The following is a 19,575-nucleotide window of genomic DNA, read 5'->3' as shown; positions in this document are numbered from 1 at the left end:
TTAGCTGTACGCATTAATTATTTATATAAACAACGGGGAAAATAAAAGCAGCCAAGCTGCTTTTTATCCAAAGAGAATAGGTTATTTTATTTCGCTTGCCTCATGTGCTGAAATCGAAATAGCGTGGGAGCCTTTTGGCCCTTCGTCTATTTCATAATCTACCATTTGTCCCGCCTTTAATGTGCGGTATCCATCCATCTGTATGATTGAAAAATGTGCGAACACATCATCACCTCCAGACTCAGGGCAAATGAAACCGAATCCTTTTGCATTATTGAACCACTTAACCGTACCGGTTGCCATACCTCTGCATCCTTTCTGTAATTGCAAATTGTTTGATTACTGAACTGTATCTCCCCTTTTAAGTCTAAGAGGTTATAGATGTATATAACGAACAACATACCTAGTTGCATAAATGTTAACTATATTGCACATCTTGTTAATAAATTTAGTTTATTCGCTGCTATAGTCAAGTTAATATTCCTAAAAATGATTAAAATGGGGTAAACTTAGTCGAAAGGTTGAAAGTTATTAGCCCAAATCTGTGATAGGTACTAAGATAGAATTATGAGTAAGTTAGATGAACTGATTGATTTCAAAACAAGTATAGAAAGTGAGCTCGAACTCAAACCACCTTCATTTTACAAAGTGTTTTTGATTAATGATGACTATACTCCAATGGATTTCGTTGTAGATGTACTGCAAAAGTTTTTTTCTATGGATATAGATAAGGCTAACCAAATCATGTTAACTGTGCATTATCGGGGCAGGGGGGTTTGTGGTGTATTTACTGCTGAGATAGCCGAGACAAAAGTATCACAGGTGATGCAATATGCGAAAGACAGCGAACAGTCCTTATTATGTACCATGGAACAAGCATAAGCGTAATGCTGGCAATATTACGCAACACGTAGTTATAGGGAGATGCCTATGTTAAGCAAAGATCTAGAAATTACGCTAAATGAAGCGTTTAAAACTGCACGTGAAAATCGTCATGAATTTATGACGGTCGAACACTTATTGGTTTCACTATTAAGTAATAAATCTGCCTGCGAAGCAATTAAAGGCTGTTCTGGTGATATCGATGCTATTCGTGATGAATTACTTCTTTTTTTAGAACAGACAACACCTATTTTACCTGAGTCAGACGATGACAGAGAAACGCAGCCTACGCTGGGTTTTCAGCGAGTATTACAGCGTGCGGTATTCCATGTTCAATCTTCAGGTAACAATGAAGTAACAGGCGCAAATGTACTTGTTGCTATCTTCAGTGAACAAGAATCTCAAGCCGCTTATATTTTGAAAAAATCAGGTATGAGTCGTCTCGATGTGATTAACTTTATTTCCCACGGTATCCGTAAAAACGATGAAGAGCCGGGTATTGAAGATAATAATGATGCAGCGGAACAAGCGGTTAATGACAGTGAAGATCAATCGACACAACTTGAAAACTTTTCTTCTAACTTAAATAAATTAGTAGTCGAAGGGCGAATTGATCCACTTATTGGACGTGACGAAGAGCTTAACCGTACGATTCAAATTTTGTGTCGCCGCCGTAAGAATAATCCATTATTAGTTGGTGAGGCAGGGGTAGGTAAAACCGCGATTGCCGAAGGCCTTGCATATCGAATCGTGAACGAAGAAGTGCCTGATGTGATGAAAAATACTCAAGTATTCTCCCTCGATCTTGGTGCTTTACTTGCTGGTACTAAATATCGTGGTGATTTTGAAAAACGCTTTAAGTCGTTACTTAAGCAGTTACAAAAACACGATGATGCCATTTTATTTATTGATGAGATCCATACCATCATTGGTGCGGGCGCTGCGTCAGGCGGGCAACTTGATGCCGCTAACTTAATTAAGCCGCTACTCAGTAATGGTACATTACGTTGTATTGGTTCAACGACGTATTCGGAATACAGTCAAATCTTTGAAAAAGATAGTGCTTTAGCACGACGTTTCCAAAAAGTAGACGTTGTAGAGCCATCGATCGATGATACGGTGAAGATCCTACAAGGGTTAAAATCACGTTACGAAGAGCATCATGATGTACGCTATACCGCGAAAGCGTTGCGCGCAGCCACTGAACTATCTGCTAAGTATATTAATGAACGTCAATTGCCAGATAAAGCTATTGATGTGATGGATGAAGCGGGTGCTAAACAGCGTTTGCTACCATTGGACAAACGTAAGAAAACTATTGGTGTCGGTGAAATTGAGTCGATTGTGGCGAAAATGGCACGTATACCAGAAAAATCAGTATCTTCAAATGACCGCGATGTGCTTAAGAACTTAGAGCGTAATCTGAAAATGGTTGTCTTTGGTCAAGATCCTGCTATTGAAGTACTGACTGATGCAATACGTTTATCTCGTTCTGGCCTAGGCGCAGAGAGAAAACCAATTGGTTCATTCTTATTTGCTGGTCCGACTGGTGTTGGTAAAACAGAGGTTACCCAACGTTTAGCGAAGATCATGGGTGTTGAGTTAATTCGTTTTGATATGTCTGAGTATATGGAACGTCATACCGTATCACGCTTGATTGGTGCGCCTCCTGGTTATGTTGGTTATGATCAAGGCGGCTTGCTAACGGATGCGGTTATCAAGCAACCACATGCTGTTGTACTACTTGATGAAATCGAAAAAGCGCATCCAGATGTATTTAACTTGTTATTACAAGTGATGGATAACGGTACATTAACGGATAATAATGGTCGTAAAGCTGACTTCCGTAATATTATTCTAGTGATGACGACCAATGCTGGTGCAACTGAAACGGTTCGTCAATCGATTGGCTTTAAAGAGCAAGATAATAATAGTGATGCATTAGGGGAAGTAAACAAACTGTTTGCACCTGAGTTCCGTAATCGCCTTGATAATATTATTTGGTTTAATCACCTGGATATGGATGTTATCCATATGGTTGTGGATAAATTCTTAGTTGAATTGGAAGCACAGTTAGATGATAAACAAGTTGCCTTGAATGTGTCTAATGACGCGCGTAAATGGTTAGCGAATAAAGGTTATGATAAAACCATGGGCGCAAGGCCAATGGCACGTGTTATTCAAGATAAAATTAAGCGCAACTTGGCTAATGAAATCTTGTTTGGCAAACTGTCTAATGGAGGCGCTGTTGATATTCAGTTGAAAGATGATGAGTTAACTTTTACCTATACTGATGTCAAGGTAACAGCAACAGAAACAGAATAACAGAATGTTTCTATAGGCTTGTTTTTTTTCGAATTAGTGTTACTTTGTAACTATGCTTGACTTAAAAAGGGAATGCAATATGGATATTTCCGCATTAACTAGAGTCGAAATTAGTATCCCTGAGGGGATTAGTTTTGATTCATTAGGACTCGAACTTGATGATGACGGTAGTATTTCCTTTGATATAGAAACATTGGAAGCTGTGGCATTAGAAAGTGGTATTGACGTAGCGTTACTAGATGAAGACTATGTATTACAAGTATTGTTGATTAGTTTTTATCAGTGGCACCGAGGACATGACGGCGAATTAAATAGTGTTATGGAAGATATTATTGAACAAGCTAACGACTTATCGGCTTACACTGATGATGAATTGATTATGATTCTCGGTTCAGCTGAGATGGATAAACAAGCTAATGTTGCTATCTCGCAAATTGTGCATTAATTCATTATTAATAAGCATAAAATGGCAGTAACGTAGAACGAAAAATGGAAGCCAATTGGCTTCCATTTTTATTACGACTAATTTAATTGTAGTTTTAGTACTCTCTAGTTTACTGAAAATACCTTAACTCTCTAGCCTATATTATTCGCTGTCTTTAACTTGTAAGCCTACGTTACCAGTCTTAACGATATCAATGATACCTTTCTTGAATAATTGACCTACAGCGCTTTTAAACGTTTTCTTACTCACGCCAAATAAACGCGAGATAGTTTCAGGGTCAGTTTTATCTGTCACTGGCATGAAACCACCATGTTTATTCAGTTCTGACAATAACACGTCGCTAAAGTCTGATACTTTACCGTGGCCAGGTTCATTCAGTAAGATATCAATTTTACCGTCTTCACGTACTTTTTTGATGTAGGCTTTTTGTTTCTCACCACGGTTTAATTTCTTAAACATTTCGTTTTTATAAACAACACCCCAATGGTTGTTGTTTATAATCACTTTATAACCCAATTCAGTTGGGTCAACAGGCGTGATTTCAACTTCTTCGTGTATTTTGTAACGTGCAGGCACATTATCTACGTGACGGTCTAATTTTGTTGTCGCAGTGATTCGACCGTGGATACGATCTAAATAAATAGCAACAAGGTATTCACGACCTACTTGTAATGGAGTGCGCTGTTCACTGTAAGGAACTAACAAATCTTTGTCTAAACCCCAATCAAGGAAAGCACCAACATTGTTTACTTGTTTTACTTTTAGCATGACGAATTCGCCAACTGCACCAAGTACTTTTTGTGTTGTTGCAATGATACGGTCTTCTGAATCAAGGTAGATAAATACCTCAAGCTCATCACCGATATCAATATCCAATGGTGAGTTTGTAAAAGGTAATAGTATTTCACCTAATACGCCGCCGTCCAGGTAGAAACCCGATCCAGTTTCTCTCATAATTTTTAAGGTATTTAACTTACCTAACTCTGCCATAGTTCTTTGCTCTGTCTTGAAATAATGAGGGTTATTATAGATCACCCAATAATGAGGGCAATGTACCACGAAGCGTGAAAAAAACCCAATATTTGCGGATGAATTAATATTAATTACTAGAAAGGTTAAATATATGCACTAATATTGCTTGATAATAATGCCTTCTGTTATACTTCGCGCACTTAATTGCGTTTTTCTGAAGTACAAATTCTCAAAACTTTTTCGCAATTCCCAATTCCCTTAATATTAGTATAAATTATCATGACGCAACAAGACATTAAACTAACACGACTTAATAAATATATCAGTGACACGGGTTACTGCTCTCGCCGTGAGGCAGACCGCTTAATTGAACAAGGTCGCGTAACCATCAATGGTGTCATTCCAGAGATGGGAACGAAAGTGTCAGATAGTGATGTGGTATCTGTAAATGGTAAGCCAGTAAAAGAGAAGCAAAAGCGTATCTATATTGCCTTAAACAAACCAGAAGGCATCACGTGTACAACTGAGCGCCATATTCAAGGTAATGTGATTGACTTCATTGACTACAGTACCCGTATTTTTCCAATCGGTCGTCTTGATAAACCATCTGAAGGTCTTATCTTCCTAACGAATGACGGTGATATCGTTAACAAAATTTTGCGTGCCGGTAATGCCCACGAAAAAGAGTACACAGTTAAAGTTGATAGTACGGTGACAGATAAGTTCTTAACGGATATGGCGCGTGGTGTACCAATCTTAGATACTATCACTAAGCCATGTAAAGTGACCCGTGAAAGTCGTTTTGAATTTAAAATAATTTTAACGCAAGGTCTTAATCAGCAGATTCGTCGTATGTGTGAATACTTTGGTTTTCAAGTTAAATCGCTAACACGTACACGTATTATGAACATTGATATGAAAGGCTTGAGTACTGGCCAGTGGCGTCTGCTTACTGATAAAGAAATGGCTGAAATAAACAGCATGGTTGAAAGCTCAAGCAGTACTGAAGAAGCTTCTGACTACGGACAGGAAAAGCCTAAAACAAAAGGTTTGCATTCAAAACGTGGTGTTAATAGTGCGGCGCGTCAAAAACGATTTGGTTATGGTGATTATGCACCGACAGCTGGTCAAGTTTTGAATGAAGAATCAACGTCTGATTTCTGGAGTCAAGATGAAGCAAACTCTGATCTCGATGAGCAAGCTGAACCGGTTGCGGACTTTTGGGCTCAAAATGCAGTAAAGACTGCAGTTGATAGCCAAGATGAGTCGACAGCTGATGTTTGGAAACAGGCCAAAGCGACGTCTTACTCAGATGAGCAGATTGCATCAAAAGCACGTTTTAATAAGAAAGAAAAACCAAAATCTCGTTTTTCTGATATAGCTGAAACCGAAAAAGCCAAGCAGGACTCGAATAAATCGACGCCTGTAGCGCCTCGTGTTAAAGGCACACTCTCGTTGAAAAAGAAGTAGTCCGATATAATGTCAGTCACTAATTATCCGCAGATAGATATTCCGTTTAATGCTCGCTACACATGTTTATTTTGTGGCGAGCCATCTAACGATGCTGTTAATATCCCATTTTCTGCCGACGATATACATAGCGCGCCGCATGAGCCTTTATCTGTACCTGTGTGTACCGAGTGTATAGTGGTCGTTAAAAAAGCCCGTTGTCAGTCTATTTATCAATATCGTAATGCCGTAAAAGCAGCGTTAACACGTAAATACCAAAAAGCGTTAGGCATAGGTTCAAACTGGACTGAGCAAGAGCTGGAAGAATCTGAATTTGAAGGTGCTGCATTTGAAGGTTTCAAACGCAGCGCATGGATGATGTATACAATGGCAAAGGAAAGAGTTAACTACTCTGGATGGCCACTGTGTCTTGACGGTATTCCGCTTGCTGCAGATGATGATGCTGATGGGTTTAGCTTTGATGGCACCGATTTTGTTAGTATCGAGCATGCTATAGAGCATTACATCAAAACATTCCATCTAGATGCTGTGTTGTTACCTGAACTTGTTAAGTTATTAGGTAAAGATAAGTTTGGTTATTCGGTACGTGTTAGTCGTCTATATCTGAGAATAACGGCAGCTGAACGAACGCAAATTATTGCTGATATCGTAGAGAATCAGCAATAATTTGTTATATGGATAACAGCTAATTTGAATAGCGCCACGTGGGGATGTTAAGTCATCACTACGTGGCGTTTTTAGTTGTAGTCTCAAACAATGAAACTATTATTTTCAAAATAATGAAACAAACAATTAGAAGATAAAATTAAGCATCACTGTATACAATTGCGCATCAAAATCGCCATCAGCAGGATCTGCGATTAATTCACCGTTATCCCCGCCATTCCCGTCCGTATATTTCCACTCTGCATTTAACGACACTGTTGTTGTCAAGTCATAGCGAACACCGAGTAACAGCGAATTATTTTTTTGGTAATGATGTGACTCAGCATAAGTAATATAAGGTGTAAATTTATCAATATTATACGCTAAGCTTGAATACCAATTAAAATGCAGACTATCAATGAGTACTTCAGTTGTTAACATCAATTGGTCCCATGAATGCTCAATACCTAAGGTATAAATATTGATACTATCTGCAGTGTATGGTTGTGACAATCCTTGATAATTTGACTCTACGGCATATTTAAAATGTGAATAATTAAACATGATTCGGTAATCAAAACCACTTAACTCACTGTATAAACCTACCGTCTTTTCAATGTTAAAATCATATCTCATTGGCCCAATATATACTTCGTCATCACTTTCAATGCCGATGTAAGGTGTCAGCGTTAAATAATTTTCATCGTTTAGTTCTATATCCCAGCTTCCAGAAATACCGTTATAAGACGTAATGCCTAAGACCGAGTTGTATATCTCTTGCGGTGGGCGGGCAGAAGTATAAGCTTGCCCTACATAGTAATACTCTGAGCTTAAGTATAATGGCAACCGTAGTCGGCCAACTTTTAAATTAAAATTGGATACGCTATAACCAATATATGCCCACTCTAATTCGGGTGATGACCATTCATCTTGAGGGCGTTTAACCACTTGAATTGACACATTGAAGCTATTATTAAAACGGATATTACCTTGTAATCCCAGCGTCGTATCACAATCGAAACAAGTGTCGTCTGTGATTTCATGGTTTATATATAAGGGTGTTGCATTGTCAGATTGAGTGATTGATGTCGAGCCAAAGCCACTCAATGAAATGTCATCGGTTAGATTAATTGTTGCGTTTGCTGCGAATGTTGCGAGTGATAGTGCTGTTGCCATAAAGCAAAATTTAGATATTTTCATGCTTTATTCCTCCGGGTCTAAAACGAATAAAACATTAACATTTTTTGGTAATGACTTTATGGTGGCGTAAGCAATACCATTGGGATGGTCTTCTAACCAATCAATAATGGATGCAATATCATTATTTGATATTGTCACGGGTAAGTTGCCTTTGCCTGAGAATGCTAAACTTGCTCGGTAGCCATTCATTTGAGATAGCGATTTGCCAAGTAGGTTTTGATAAAAATGAGCTTTATCATTACTTTCTTCTGTTAAATCAACAAGATCAATATGTTCCTTGTTGATTCGTTTTACTTTTCCTTTATAGATCATCCTTACTTTACTTTTACTTAGCGCTGGAAAAGAATTATTTAATGAAAACACGGCGAAATGTCTTCGCTGATCTTCAGCAATTTCTTCTTTCGCGGAGACTGAAAGTGGTGGCGAGAGCAAAATAATGAGTAGTCCGACGCAAAAATGGTGAAAGTTTAATCCTTTAAACATGTTTACCTGCTAATTTCAGTTCTGTTATCTATCATTTAAGTTAGTAAGAAAAAGAGTAAATAACAAATTAATTTTTACATGGAAGTCAAAAACTTATGCTTAATACGCTGTCGATCAAAAAACGGCTGATAATGTTATTATTATGCCCATTATTATTGCTCACGTTGTTGATTGGCGATCGAGTCAGTGAGTCAGTCTCTACGTTAAAAGAGCTTAATACGTTGCAGTCCAGAATAGAGTTGTTAACTGAATCTTTAGAGTTGAACGCATTACTGCATACTTTAAGAGTGGCTAAGCTATCTGATGATAATGCCAGTAAACAAGGCAATCTAGATGCATTCTCATCATCTATCACCAAATTGATAAAATTAGCGCCACTTGCATTACAAGATGGCAGTGATGCGATTGAATTATTATCTGACTTAGAAGGTGTTGAGGAAGAGTTTACTTATTTAGCTGCTGAAGATGTTAATGATTGGTCAAGTTGGATATCCGACTCAACAAGCCAGTTACTGCTTATATTAGAAAAAAATCACCTAGAATTTAATGATAAAGAAATAGAGGCTAACCTTGAAGTTTTATATCAACTACAGTGGCTCTATTTTTGGGCAAATGAAGAAAACTGGTATATCAATCTTATCGTCAGAGGAATTGGGGACGATGCAAAAGTATTGCTTCCCGCGATTGTAGAAAGACAACAACTTTTTATTGAACGCTTCATCGCTATAAGTGCTGATAATAATCAGATTTCTCTGCTACAGAATACTTTTTCTGATCAGGCCTTCATCGATAGTTATGCATTACGTAATTTAATCCAGAATGGCCATTTTAAAACTAATGCGAGTCATTATGATATATCTGCGTTAGATAAACGCTTAGCACTTATTAGTCAGGTTGTTTCTAATGTGGGGGTGAACTTATCAGTTAAAATTAAAGCTAAAGTTGTAGAAGCCAAAATGCATGTTGTTGCTTTTTCTATTTTTATTACTGCGCTATTACTTTGTGGCGGTTACTTAGGTTGGATGCTAATAGAGCGTATTCTTGGCAACCTAAAAGTAATTATAACCACGCTTACGCAGATCGAAGAAAAGCATGATTATTCATTAAAACTTAAAATCGATGGTGATGATGAGTTTAGTGCGTTTGCAAAAATGCTCAATAACCTTATCGAAGAGCGTTACGCCAACGAAAAACAAATCATTCAAGCTAAGGAATCAGCAGAACAAGCAAATGTTGCCAAAAGTTCATTTTTAGCGAATATGTCGCATGAGATCCGCACTCCGCTAAATGGCGTGATAGGCATGTCTAGCATTTTAGCAAATACCAAATTGACGCCAACTCAGCAGGATCACCTGGCTACGATTGAAAACTCATCGCAGACATTACTTATGTTGATTAATGATATTTTAGATTTTTCTAAAATTGAATCTGGGCACCTTGCTATTACTCGCCATAGCTGCAATTTACGCGAAGTCATTTACGATACGGTTGCGATCGTAACCCCGAGTGCCGCGGCCAAGCATCTCGATTTTATTGTTAACATTGCCGCCGAACTGCCGAATGATTTATTACTCGATGAACATCGGTTACGTCAGGTATTAATGAACTTATTGTCTAATGCCGTTAAATTTACTGATAGTGGGAAAGTTAGCTTAACACTCGGCTGCAAAGTGGTTGAAAATTCGCAAATTCAGTTGTGCTTTTCTGTTGCTGACACCGGTACTGGTATCGAAGAAGATAAGCAACAGGCTATTTTTGAACCATTTACTCAAGAAGACGGTTCTATTACGCGTGAATTTGGCGGGACAGGCTTAGGTTTAGCTATTAGCACACAGTTAGTTGAATTGATGGGAGGGGAAATCGGTATTGATTCAGTTAAAGGTCAGGGGAGTAATTTTTATTTCACGATTGAAGCAGTGTTTGTAGCTGACGATCGCGTGCAGAAAATAGTACCAACCAATACCAAAGTGACAGTTATTGCTAATGAGATGGCCTTTTGCGACGAGATATGTGCAAACCTTACACGTAATCATATTATAGATATCAACAGGGTGGCATATACACAAGATTTAGCCAGCAATTTAACGATAAATAACGCGAACGAGAAAGATGATAATCACTTGATAATATATTGTCAAAACAGTATTAAGTTGACTTTAAAGGACATAGATTTTTTAAATAAGCAGGTTATCAAATATAGCTTTGTTTTGGTGCAATCTCATACTGATGATAAGTACGATTTTGATCATAGGATTGACGGTTTGGTTACCATGCCTCTGCTTGGAAATCGCTTATTAAAAGCGATTAACTCTGCGCTGGTACATCAGGTTATACCAGTGAGTGTTGAAACTAACTCTGCCAGCGAGCACGGGACTGAGCAAGCTCAGCCGATTGAAAAGGCTAATGGTAAAACGGATAATTCGCTGATCCTGATTGTTGAAGATAACTTAATTAATCAAAAAGTAGCGTCATTACTGCTTAAACAGTGTGGCTATGATAGCCACATTGCTAACAACGGCAAAGAGGCTGTTGAGATGGTATCTTCTGGTCAGTATAAATATAAAGCTATCTTGATGGATTGTATGATGCCGATAATGGATGGCTTTACGGCGACAGAACAAATTCGACAGTGGGAAAAATTGTCTTCCCTCCCGCAAACACCGATTATAGCTTTAACGGCCAGTGTATTGGATGCAGATATTCAACGCTGCTTTGATGTCGGCATGAATGACTATGTAGCGAAGCCTTTTAAGAAAGATGTACTCGTAGAAAAAATTGAGCGGCTAGCCAGCGCCGCTTAATGAAGATGTATTGTTGTTATTTAGATTTTAAAGTATGGGATTGCTGAGTAATTAATAGCTTGAGATCAGCAATATCCTGCTTCAATTCAGTGATTTCGCTATGTAATGCGCTATCAGTTAGCGCTTGTTGTTTTGTGGCCTGATCGCCACCATCCACAAACCATGAAGAGATGAACCCGGTAAATGTCCCGAACAAACCGACACCGGCTGTCATTAGCAATGCTGCAATGATACGTCCACCAGTTGTCACTGGGTAATGATCGCCGTAACCGACCGTTGTAATCGTCACGAATGACCACCAAAGTGCATCGATACCGTTGTTGATGTTACTGCCAATTTGATCTTGTTCTAATAATAAAATACCAATAGCACCAAAGGTGACAAGGATAAATGAGATTGCAGATACCAATGAGAAGGTGGCTTTAAAACGATGTTCAAATATCATTTTAAAGAGAATCTTTGATGAGCGGATATGCTGGATAGATCTCAATACTCTGGCAATTCGGATTATGCGAATGAATTGTAGTTGCTCGACCATTGGGATACTCGATAATAAGTCAATCCAACCCCATTTCATAAACTGTAGCTTATTATCAGCTTGATAAAAACGAATGACAAAGTCAGTGAAAAAGAATAAACAAATAGTATTATCTACACTTGTTAATATTTCGGTTACGCTACTTGAAAAGGTAAAGGTAAGTTGCAGTAGCGATGAGACCACAACATGCAGAGATAAGATCAGCATGAAGATTTGAAAAGGGTTTACATCACTATTACTTTTAACATCAGTTTGGATTTTGGTTCGCACAAGTTAACTGCCTTGGTTCATTGATTTTATTAATATAAACCTTAGTACGTAGCAAAACAAAATATTTTTACAATCGTGGTAGAATCGGTATGGTCACAGTGTGGTGAATCGCTATGTTGCGAGTGTGCTGAATTGGTATAGTGCGAGTGTGGTTAATAACTATCGTGCCAGTGTAATGTGGAGAGATAATATATGTTCGTGATTATTTTTTATGTGCCGCAAGTAAATACGGAAAGGGTTAAACAAGCGCTATTTAAAGCGGGAGCGGGGACTATTGGCGATTATGACAGCTGTGCATGGCAATGTTTAGGCACGGGTCAGTTTAAACCTTTACAGGGTAGCCAACCGTATATCGGCAGGTTAGATGAAATTACGCTAGTCGACGAGTTTAGAGTTGAAATGGTCTGTCCTGCAGATAACCTAAGGGTTGCAATTAATGCGCTAATAGCTGCTCACCCTTACGAAGAACCGGCTTATCATATCCTGCAAACATTTAATCTTGATGCTTTACCTTAGGATATGATTGATCATTATTGAATGACCTTGTGCCATTGACCGTGTGTTAACCATTCACCAAGTTAACCAAGTCTGAAATCGTTTTTTTGCAAGTGATTGCTATTAAACTATCGGCTTCAGCTTCAGTGCCCATTTGCACTGTTGCATTGGGTTTCATTGTGCTTTTTCTGGTGGTTTTACCAGAAAGGTGCAATTCACTAACCCGAGTAAGTTTAATTATTTTCTTTGCATTTTCGGGATTTACGCCTGCACCGGGCATAATACTAATTCGATCACCAGCTTGGGCCACTAATGCTGTAATTAAATCGCAACCTTGTTCTGCAGTGGCCTGTTGTCCTGAGGTTAATACACGTTCGCAACCTGCGTCTATCAAGATCTCGAGTGCTGTCTGAGGATCATTACATAGATCAAATGCGCGATGGAAAGTAACGCCAATATCACGCGATGCAGTCATGAGTCGTTTTAATGCGGCTTTATCGATATCACCTTCAGGTGTTAATGCACCGATAACCACACCTTGGATGCCGAGTAATGTCATGAATTTAATATCAGAAACCATGATGTCTATTTCTTGCTCGCTATAGATAAAGTCACCTGCGCGAGGGCGAATAATGGCATAAAGGGGAACAGTGGCTAGATCAAGCGCTTTTTGCACAAAGCCTGCGTTGGCCGTTAACCCGCCTAACGGCAATGCTGAACACAACTCAATACGGTCTGCACCAGCTTGTTGAGCGGTAAGCAGCGACTCTATATTATCGACACATACCTCTATCGTAATCGTCATATGTTTCTCTTTTTCAAAAATAATAAAACTAGCATAGGTCGTTTTATTCAATATGGAAGAGTAAAAGCTAACTAAGCTCGCTTAGATCAATGATTAAGGTAAAATACTTCAACTAAACTGTGTTACTCAAACGTTTGATAATGTTAAAGTGGCTAATTGAATAAAGATTTCAGTGGAATAAATATGCAAGATGCGGGTATGTTGTTACGCATTGCTTATGAGGCAATGAAAGAGTTAGATATTGATGTGTCTGAAGTGCTCTCTCGTTGTCACATCAGCGAAGATGTATTGAATGATAAAGATTTGCGCACCCCTAATGATGCGCAGACGCATTTCTGGCAGGTCCTTGAAGATGTAACAAAAGATCCTGATATTGGTATTTCACTTGGTAAGCACATGCCTGTATTTACAGGTCAGGTTTTACAGTATCTGTTTTTGAGTAGTCCAACATTTGGTACTGGCTGGGAACGAGCAACAAAATACTTTAGGTTGATTAGTGATGCGGCAAGTGTCTCTATTCATATTGAAGGTGATATTGCGAGGTTGTCGGTGAATTTAGACGGTGTAACTGAAGCTGCTAATCGTCATTTGAATGACAGCTTGGTGATCGGCGCATTTAAGTTTTGTCAGTATGTGACTGAAGGCGAATTTAAGGCAATTAAAATAGCATTTGCTCATCCTAGTCCGAAAGATATAACTGCTTATACGACGGTATTTACCTGTCCGATTGATTTCTCAGCCGCTGATAATTACATTTATTTCGATGCTGATTTACTTGCGCGCCCTTCTTCACATGCAGAACCTGAATTATTCGCCTTACATGATCAACTTGCTAGTCGTAAAATAGCTAAGTTAGAGCTGCAAGATTTAGTTTATAAAGTGCGAACCGTTATTGCACAGCAACTTGAATCAGGTATCGTGACATTAGAAAGTATTGCCACAGAACTGGATATGAAGCCACGAATGTTAAGAGCAAAATTAGCTGATATTGATTATAATTTTAATCAAATTTTAGCTGATTTCCGTTGTGAATTGTCAAAAAAACTATTGGCGAATACCAATGAAACAATCGATCAGATCGTCTATCTCACTGGCTTTTCAGAGCCAAGTACTTTTTATCGTGCGTTTAAACGCTGGATGCAGATGACTCCTATCGAATACCGTCGTAGCAAGCGTCGCTAAGCGCCAAGTAATGATTGACCACAAATTCGAATGGTATTACCCGTGACTCCTGCAGCTTGTGGTTGCGCAAAAAAAGCAATGGCTTCGGCTACATCAATTGGCTTACCACCCTGTTTTAATGAATTCATGCGACGACCAGCTTCACGAACGGTAAAGGGAATGGCAGCGGTCATCTTCGTTTCGATAAAACCAGGGGCGACCGCATTGATGGTTATATGTTTTTCAGCTAGTGGTTTCTGCATTGCATCGACATAACCAATAACTGCAGCTTTAGAAGTAGCATAATTAGTCTGACCAAAGTTACCTGCAATCCCACTCATCGAAGACACACAAATAATGCGCCCATATTCGTTTAATAGATTCTCATTTAATAGTTGCTGATTAATTCTTTCCATTGCCGACAAATTAATATCCATCAATACATCCCAATGATTGTTGGTCATGCGAGCGAGCGTTTTATCTTTTGTTACCCCGGCATTATGGACAATAATATCGAGTGATGTTTCATGCACAAATTCAGCAATTTTGATTGGTGCATCATCAGCGGTAATATCTATCACGATGGAACTACCACCTAAGCGATGTGCTATCTTTTCAAGGTCCTGTTTTAATGCTGGAATATCTAAGCATATAACATGTGCGCCATCACGAGCCAGGGTTTCGGCTATCGCAGCGCCAATGCCACGGGATGCACCAGTGACAAGTGCTGTCTTTCCTTGCAATGGTTTGGCGAGGTTGATTGAGCCCTGGATCACGCCTGGTTTTACATGAATAACTTGTGCTGATATATAGGCCGATTTTGCCGATGTTAAGAAGCGCAGCGGGGCTTGCAACAAGGCTTCACACCCGGGTTGTACGTAGATGAGTTGGCAAGTACTGCCATTCTTGCCTATTTCCTTGGCGACACTGCGACAAAACCCTTCTAAAGATCGTTGTACAGTCGCGTAGCTTACATCGTCAAGATGTTCACTAGGGTGACCTAACACTATCACTCTGCTACATGACGAGAGTTGTTTAATCACAGGTTGAAAAAAACGGTGTAAAGCACTCAATTGCTTACTGGTCTTAATTCCTGACGCGTCGAATATAATACCGTTAAATCGATCTGATTTAGCGATTGCATTAAGGCTGATTGGCGTCGCGATTAGAGAGGTTTGGTTAAACTCAGTGTTAAGGTCAGCAAGCTGTGATGTGCTATTCGGATAAGAAATAGTGACTTCAGCATCTTTAAATGTATCAAGAATGGGCTTAATTAACTTGCTGTTGCTGGCAGCGCCGATGAGTAAGTTGCCTGAGATGAGGTCGGTTCCCTGAGCGTAGCGTGTCAACGTGACCGGTTGTGGGAGATTAAGCGCTTTAAATAAACCTGATGTCCACTTGCCATTGGCTAGCTTTGCGTATGTATCCGTCATTTTTTGATCCTTGTTATAGTGAACAGCCTTAATATCGAAGATGAGCTTGTGTTAAAAATTATCTGATGGCTATGATTTATCTGCCAACACGTAATAATAAATAGACCAGTTCATTACATCGTAAATTCGGTATAGTATAACTAAATAGTAAGTAAATTATAACGATAACACTATGATCAACAAATAACCAAATTAGAGTTTTTATTTTAAAATTGTATCAACAATGTTACATTAATGTATCTAAAGTCTAATGTGCTGCGGGCATATATAAGTCATCTTAATTAAAGGAATAAATCATGACAGGTCAAACAATAAGAAGAGTAGCAATTATCGGCGGTAACCGTATCCCGTTTGCACGTTCAAATACAGCCTATTCGAAACTAAGTAACCAAGACATGTTGACGGAATGTATTCGTGGTTTAGTGGTTAAATATGACCTCCGCGGTGAACAGCTTGGTGAAGTTGTTGCAGGTGCAGTAATTAAACACTCTCGTGATTTTAACTTAACACGTGAAGCAGTACTAAGTGCAGGTCTCGCACCTGAAACGCCTTGTTACGATATTCAACAAGCATGCGGTACCGGTCTCGCTGCAGCGATTCAAGTGGCGAACAAAATTGCCCTTGGTCAAATTGAAACGGGTATTGCTGGTGGTTCTGATACCACATCTGATGCTCCAATTGCGGTAAGTGAAGGCATGCGTAGCGTATTACTTGAGCTTAATCGTGCTAAAACAGGTAAGCAACGTTTGAAAGCGATTTCTCGCCTACGTCCTAAGCATTTCGTTCCGTTAACACCTGCAAACAAAGAACCACGAACTAAAATGGCAATGGGCGATCACTGCCAAGTAACAGCGAAAGAGTGGAATATCTCACGTGAAGCACAAGATGCATTGGCCTGTGCAAGTCATCAAAAATTAGCCGCAGCATATGAAGAAGGTTTCTTTGATACGCTAGTTTCACCTATGGCTGGTCTAACGAAAGATAATGTATTACGTGCAGACACAACTGTTGAGAAACTGGCTAAATTAAAGCCTTGTTTTGATAAAGTTAACGGCACGATGACGGCGGGTAACAGTACCAATCTTACTGATGGCGCATCTGCTGTATTACTGGCAAGTGAAGAGTGGGCCGCGGCACATAATTTACCAGTGCAAGCTTATTTAACATTTGGTGAAACAGCAGCTGTTGACTTCGTTGATAAAAAAGAAGGTCTGTTAATGGCGCCAGCATACGCAGTGCCGAAAATGCTTAAGCGTGCAGGTCTTACTCTACAAGATTTCGACTTCTATGAAATTCATGAAGCGTTCGCAGCACAAGTTTTAGCAACGTTAGCGGCTTGGGAAGACGAAAAATTCTGTAAAGAAAAACTAGGGCTTGATGCGCCGCTTGGTTCAATTGATATGACGAAGTTGAATGTGAAGGGCAGTAGTTTAGCGACTGGTCACCCATTTGCAGCTACTGGCGGTCGTGTGATCGCTACGTTAGCACAACTGCTTGACCAGAAAGGTTCAGGTCGTGGTTTAATCTCTATTTGTGCAGCTGGTGGTCAAGGTATCACGGCAATTCTAGAAAAGTAAGTTATCAGCTATAGCTAGGTAAACAGAAAATAAAAATAAACGCTAATACTGCAGAGTATTGGCGTTTTTTTATGTTCGTGTATTAATGTATTCATTTTAATCGGATAACGGCATAACTTAGATACAGCAAGCTAGAATAGGTGGTTATCTTGTGACAGTTGTGTTGAGCTTGATTGGGAAGGGTAATGCATAATGAACAATATATAGAAGTACTTGATAATATCTATATTGTGGTTCTAGTATATGGATAATAAAAAACAGCACCGAAGTGCTGTTTTGATTGAAGCTAATTTAACTCACATTTTAAGCTAGATTAATCTTCGTATGCTTCGTTATGTACACCCGCTGCACGACCTGATGGATCGGCATTGTTTTGGAAGCTTGCATCCCATGCTAATGCTTCTACAGTTGAACAGGCTACAGACTTACCAAACGGTACACATTTAGCTGCTGAGTCACCAGGGAAGTGATCTTCAAAGATTGCACGGTAGTAATAACCTTCTTTGGTATCTGGTGTATTGATCGGGAACTTGAATGCCGCACTTGCTAGCATTTGATCTGATACCGCGTCTTCAACGTGCACTTTAAGCTGGTCAATCCAAGAGTAACCAACACCATCAGAGAACTGCTCTTTTTGACGCCATACAATCTCTTCTGGTAATAAGTCTTCAAACGCTTCACGAATGATGTTTTTCTCGATGCGATCGCCCGTGATCATCTTCAATTCAGGGTTTATACGCATTGCAGTATCGACAAACTCTTTGTCTAGGAAAGGTACACGTGCTTCGATACCCCAAGCCGCCATAGATTTGTTTGCGCGTAGGCAGTCAAACATATGCAGTTTAGATACTTTACGAACAGTTTCTTCATGGAACTCTTTCGCATTAGGTGCTTTATGGAAGTACAAGTAACCACCAAACAACTCATCGGCACCTTCACCAGAAAGTACCATTTTGATGCCCATGGCTTTAATTTTACGCGCCATCAAATACATAGGTGTTGACGCACGAATAGTCGTTACATCATATGTTTCAATATGGTAAATAACATCACGTAATGCATCGATACCGTCTTGTACTGTAAACTCAATCGAGTGATGGATAGTACCCAAATGGTCTGCTACTTTTTGTGCAGCCGCTAAATCTGGAGAGCCGTTCAAGCCTACCGAGAAAGAGTGTAGTTGTGGCCACCAAGCTTCAGATTTACCACCATCTTCAATACGACGTTTTGCATACAGTTGAGTTACAGCTGAAATAACAGATGAATCTAAACCACCAGATAATAATACGCCATAAGGAACATCACACATTAGCTGACGTTTAATTGCTTGTTCTAAGCCTTTTTTAACTACCTCTTTGCTACCGCCGTTTTGTGCAACAGCATCAAACTCTTTCCAATCACGTTGGTAATAAGGTGTTACTTGACCATCTTTACTCCACAGGTAATGGCCTGCAGGGAATTCTTCAATTTGCGTACAAACAGGTACTAATGCTTTCATTTCTGATGCAACGTAGAAGTTACCGTGTTCGTCATAGCCAGTATATAGTGGAATAATACCGAGATGATCGCGACCAATCAGGTAAGCATCCTCAGTTTCGTCATATAATGCGAAAGCAAAAATACCATTTAGGTCGTCCAAGAACTGCGTACCTTTTTCTTTATATAGCGCAAGGATAATTTCACAATCCGATTCTGTTTGAAATTCAAAATCTACATTTAATGTTTTCTTTAAATCTTTATGGTTATAAATTTCACCATTAACAGCAAGTACGTGCGTCTTTTCTTCATTGTATAACGGTTGTGCACCATTATTAACATCAACAATTGCAAGGCGTTCATGAACTAAAATAGCATTATCATTAGTATAGATACCTGACCAATCTGGGCCACGGTGACGTAACAGTTTTGATAGCTCTAATGCTTTTTCACGAAGAGGTTTAATGTCTGACTTGATGTCTAAAATTCCGAATATTGAGCACATAGCTAATTCCTTCTGATGCTGCGTTTGCAGCTAACTTTCTAAATAGTGTGTCTAATTTGCCACATTCTAATTTTAATGCAATTAAAATTGAT

17 protein-coding genes are annotated in these 19,575 nt (G+C 39.1%); 9 read left to right on the top strand and 8 right to left on the bottom strand.

Features of this window, described 5'->3' with window-relative positions; translation table 11 throughout:
* Window positions 1–81 precede the first annotated feature (81 nt).
* Window positions 82–303, bottom strand: a complete 222-nt coding sequence (gene cspD, locus CXF93_RS11510) for a cold shock domain-containing protein CspD (protein ID WP_101062649.1) — start codon at window positions 301–303, stop codon at window positions 82–84.
* Window positions 304–567: 264 nt separating this feature from the next.
* Here cspD and clpS point away from each other — a divergent pair, with 264 nt between their 5' ends.
* The 3 genes from clpS (at window position 568) to CXF93_RS11495 (ending at window position 3,652) form a co-directional block, all read left to right on the top strand.
* Entirely contained in the window at window positions 568–882 is a 315-nt protein-coding gene (gene clpS, locus CXF93_RS11505; protein ID WP_101062648.1) for an ATP-dependent Clp protease adapter ClpS, read from the top strand.
* Between the two features lie 48 nt (window positions 883–930).
* A complete protein-coding gene (gene clpA / locus CXF93_RS11500; RefSeq protein WP_101062647.1) occupies window positions 931–3,207 on the top strand; it encodes an ATP-dependent Clp protease ATP-binding subunit ClpA in 2,277 nt (758 codons plus the stop codon).
* A gap of 79 nt (window positions 3,208–3,286) precedes the next feature.
* A complete protein-coding gene (locus CXF93_RS11495; RefSeq protein WP_101062646.1) occupies window positions 3,287–3,652 on the top strand; it encodes a hypothetical protein in 366 nt (121 codons plus the stop codon).
* A 141-nt stretch (window positions 3,653–3,793) separates the two neighbouring features.
* Here CXF93_RS11495 and CXF93_RS11490 read toward each other — a convergent pair whose 3' ends face one another.
* A complete protein-coding gene (locus tag CXF93_RS11490; protein WP_101062645.1) occupies window positions 3,794–4,642 on the bottom strand; it encodes a S1 RNA-binding domain-containing protein in 849 nt (282 codons plus the stop codon).
* Window positions 4,643–4,903: 261 nt separating this feature from the next.
* Between CXF93_RS11490 and rluF the strand changes: the two genes are divergently transcribed.
* Together rluF and CXF93_RS11480 are read left to right on the top strand one after the other, a co-directional pair.
* Complete coding sequence (rluF, locus tag CXF93_RS11485; RefSeq protein ID WP_101062644.1) at window positions 4,904–6,094, top strand: 23S rRNA pseudouridine(2604) synthase RluF; 1,191 nt, start codon at window positions 4,904–4,906, stop codon at window positions 6,092–6,094.
* A gap of 9 nt (window positions 6,095–6,103) precedes the next feature.
* Window positions 6,104–6,760 carry a hypothetical protein gene (locus CXF93_RS11480; RefSeq protein WP_101062643.1) on the top strand — a complete coding sequence of 219 codons (657 nt, stop codon included), beginning with the start codon at window positions 6,104–6,106 and terminating at the stop codon, window positions 6,758–6,760.
* Between the two features lie 126 nt (window positions 6,761–6,886).
* Here CXF93_RS11480 and CXF93_RS11475 read toward each other — a convergent pair whose 3' ends face one another.
* Window positions 6,887–7,939, bottom strand: coding sequence for a hypothetical protein (locus CXF93_RS11475; RefSeq protein WP_101062642.1), 1,053 nt, complete (start codon window positions 7,937–7,939; stop codon window positions 6,887–6,889).
* A 3-nt stretch (window positions 7,940–7,942) separates the two neighbouring features.
* Entirely contained in the window at window positions 7,943–8,422 is a 480-nt protein-coding gene (locus CXF93_RS11470) for a hypothetical protein (RefSeq protein WP_101062641.1), read from the bottom strand.
* Between the two features lie 131 nt (window positions 8,423–8,553).
* On the opposite strand from CXF93_RS11470, the gene CXF93_RS11465 reads away from it, so the two are divergent.
* On the top strand, window positions 8,554–11,223 hold the full coding sequence (locus CXF93_RS11465) for an ATP-binding protein (protein ID WP_232784183.1): 2,670 nt from the start codon (window positions 8,554–8,556) through the stop codon (window positions 11,221–11,223).
* A gap of 16 nt (window positions 11,224–11,239) precedes the next feature.
* On the opposite strand, the gene CXF93_RS11460 is transcribed toward CXF93_RS11465, so the two are convergent.
* A complete protein-coding gene (locus tag CXF93_RS11460) occupies window positions 11,240–12,031 on the bottom strand; it encodes an ion transporter (RefSeq protein WP_101062639.1) in 792 nt (263 codons plus the stop codon).
* 192 nt (window positions 12,032–12,223) lie between these two features.
* Here CXF93_RS11460 and CXF93_RS11455 point away from each other — a divergent pair, with 192 nt between their 5' ends.
* Complete coding sequence (locus tag CXF93_RS11455) at window positions 12,224–12,547, top strand: NGG1p interacting factor NIF3 (RefSeq protein WP_101062638.1); 324 nt, start codon at window positions 12,224–12,226, stop codon at window positions 12,545–12,547.
* Between the two features lie 46 nt (window positions 12,548–12,593).
* Here the strand turns inward: CXF93_RS11455 and CXF93_RS11450 are convergent, their stop codons facing one another.
* Window positions 12,594–13,331 carry a copper homeostasis protein CutC gene (locus CXF93_RS11450; protein WP_101062637.1) on the bottom strand — a complete coding sequence of 246 codons (738 nt, stop codon included), beginning with the start codon at window positions 13,329–13,331 and terminating at the stop codon, window positions 12,594–12,596.
* A gap of 156 nt (window positions 13,332–13,487) precedes the next feature.
* On the opposite strand from CXF93_RS11450, the gene CXF93_RS11445 reads away from it, so the two are divergent.
* Entirely contained in the window at window positions 13,488–14,513 is a 1,026-nt protein-coding gene (locus tag CXF93_RS11445; RefSeq protein ID WP_232784182.1) for an AraC family transcriptional regulator, read from the top strand.
* Here CXF93_RS11445 and CXF93_RS11440 read toward each other — a convergent pair.
* Window positions 14,510–15,925: a 3-oxoacyl-ACP reductase gene (locus CXF93_RS11440; protein ID WP_101062635.1), complete on the bottom strand. Its 1,416-nt coding sequence runs from the start codon at window positions 15,923–15,925 to the stop codon at window positions 14,510–14,512. The two genes, CXF93_RS11445 and CXF93_RS11440, sit on opposite strands and share 4 nt — an antisense overlap.
* Window positions 15,926–16,221: 296 nt before the next feature.
* On the opposite strand from CXF93_RS11440, the gene CXF93_RS11435 reads away from it, so the two are divergent.
* Complete coding sequence (locus tag CXF93_RS11435; RefSeq protein WP_101062634.1) at window positions 16,222–17,502, top strand: acetyl-CoA C-acetyltransferase; 1,281 nt, start codon at window positions 16,222–16,224, stop codon at window positions 17,500–17,502.
* Between the two features lie 313 nt (window positions 17,503–17,815).
* Here CXF93_RS11435 and asnB read toward each other — a convergent pair whose 3' ends face one another.
* Window positions 17,816–19,483, bottom strand: a complete 1,668-nt coding sequence (gene asnB / locus CXF93_RS11430) for an asparagine synthase B (RefSeq protein ID WP_101062633.1) — start codon at window positions 19,481–19,483, stop codon at window positions 17,816–17,818.
* Between the last annotated feature and the right edge of the window lie 92 nt (window positions 19,484–19,575).

The organism is Moritella sp. Urea-trap-13, assembly GCF_002836355.1.
Lineage (GTDB): Bacteria > Pseudomonadota > Gammaproteobacteria > Enterobacterales > Moritellaceae > Moritella.
The sequence above is the reverse complement of the archived record's forward strand: the minus strand, read 5'-3'. Positions and strand labels throughout refer to the sequence as shown.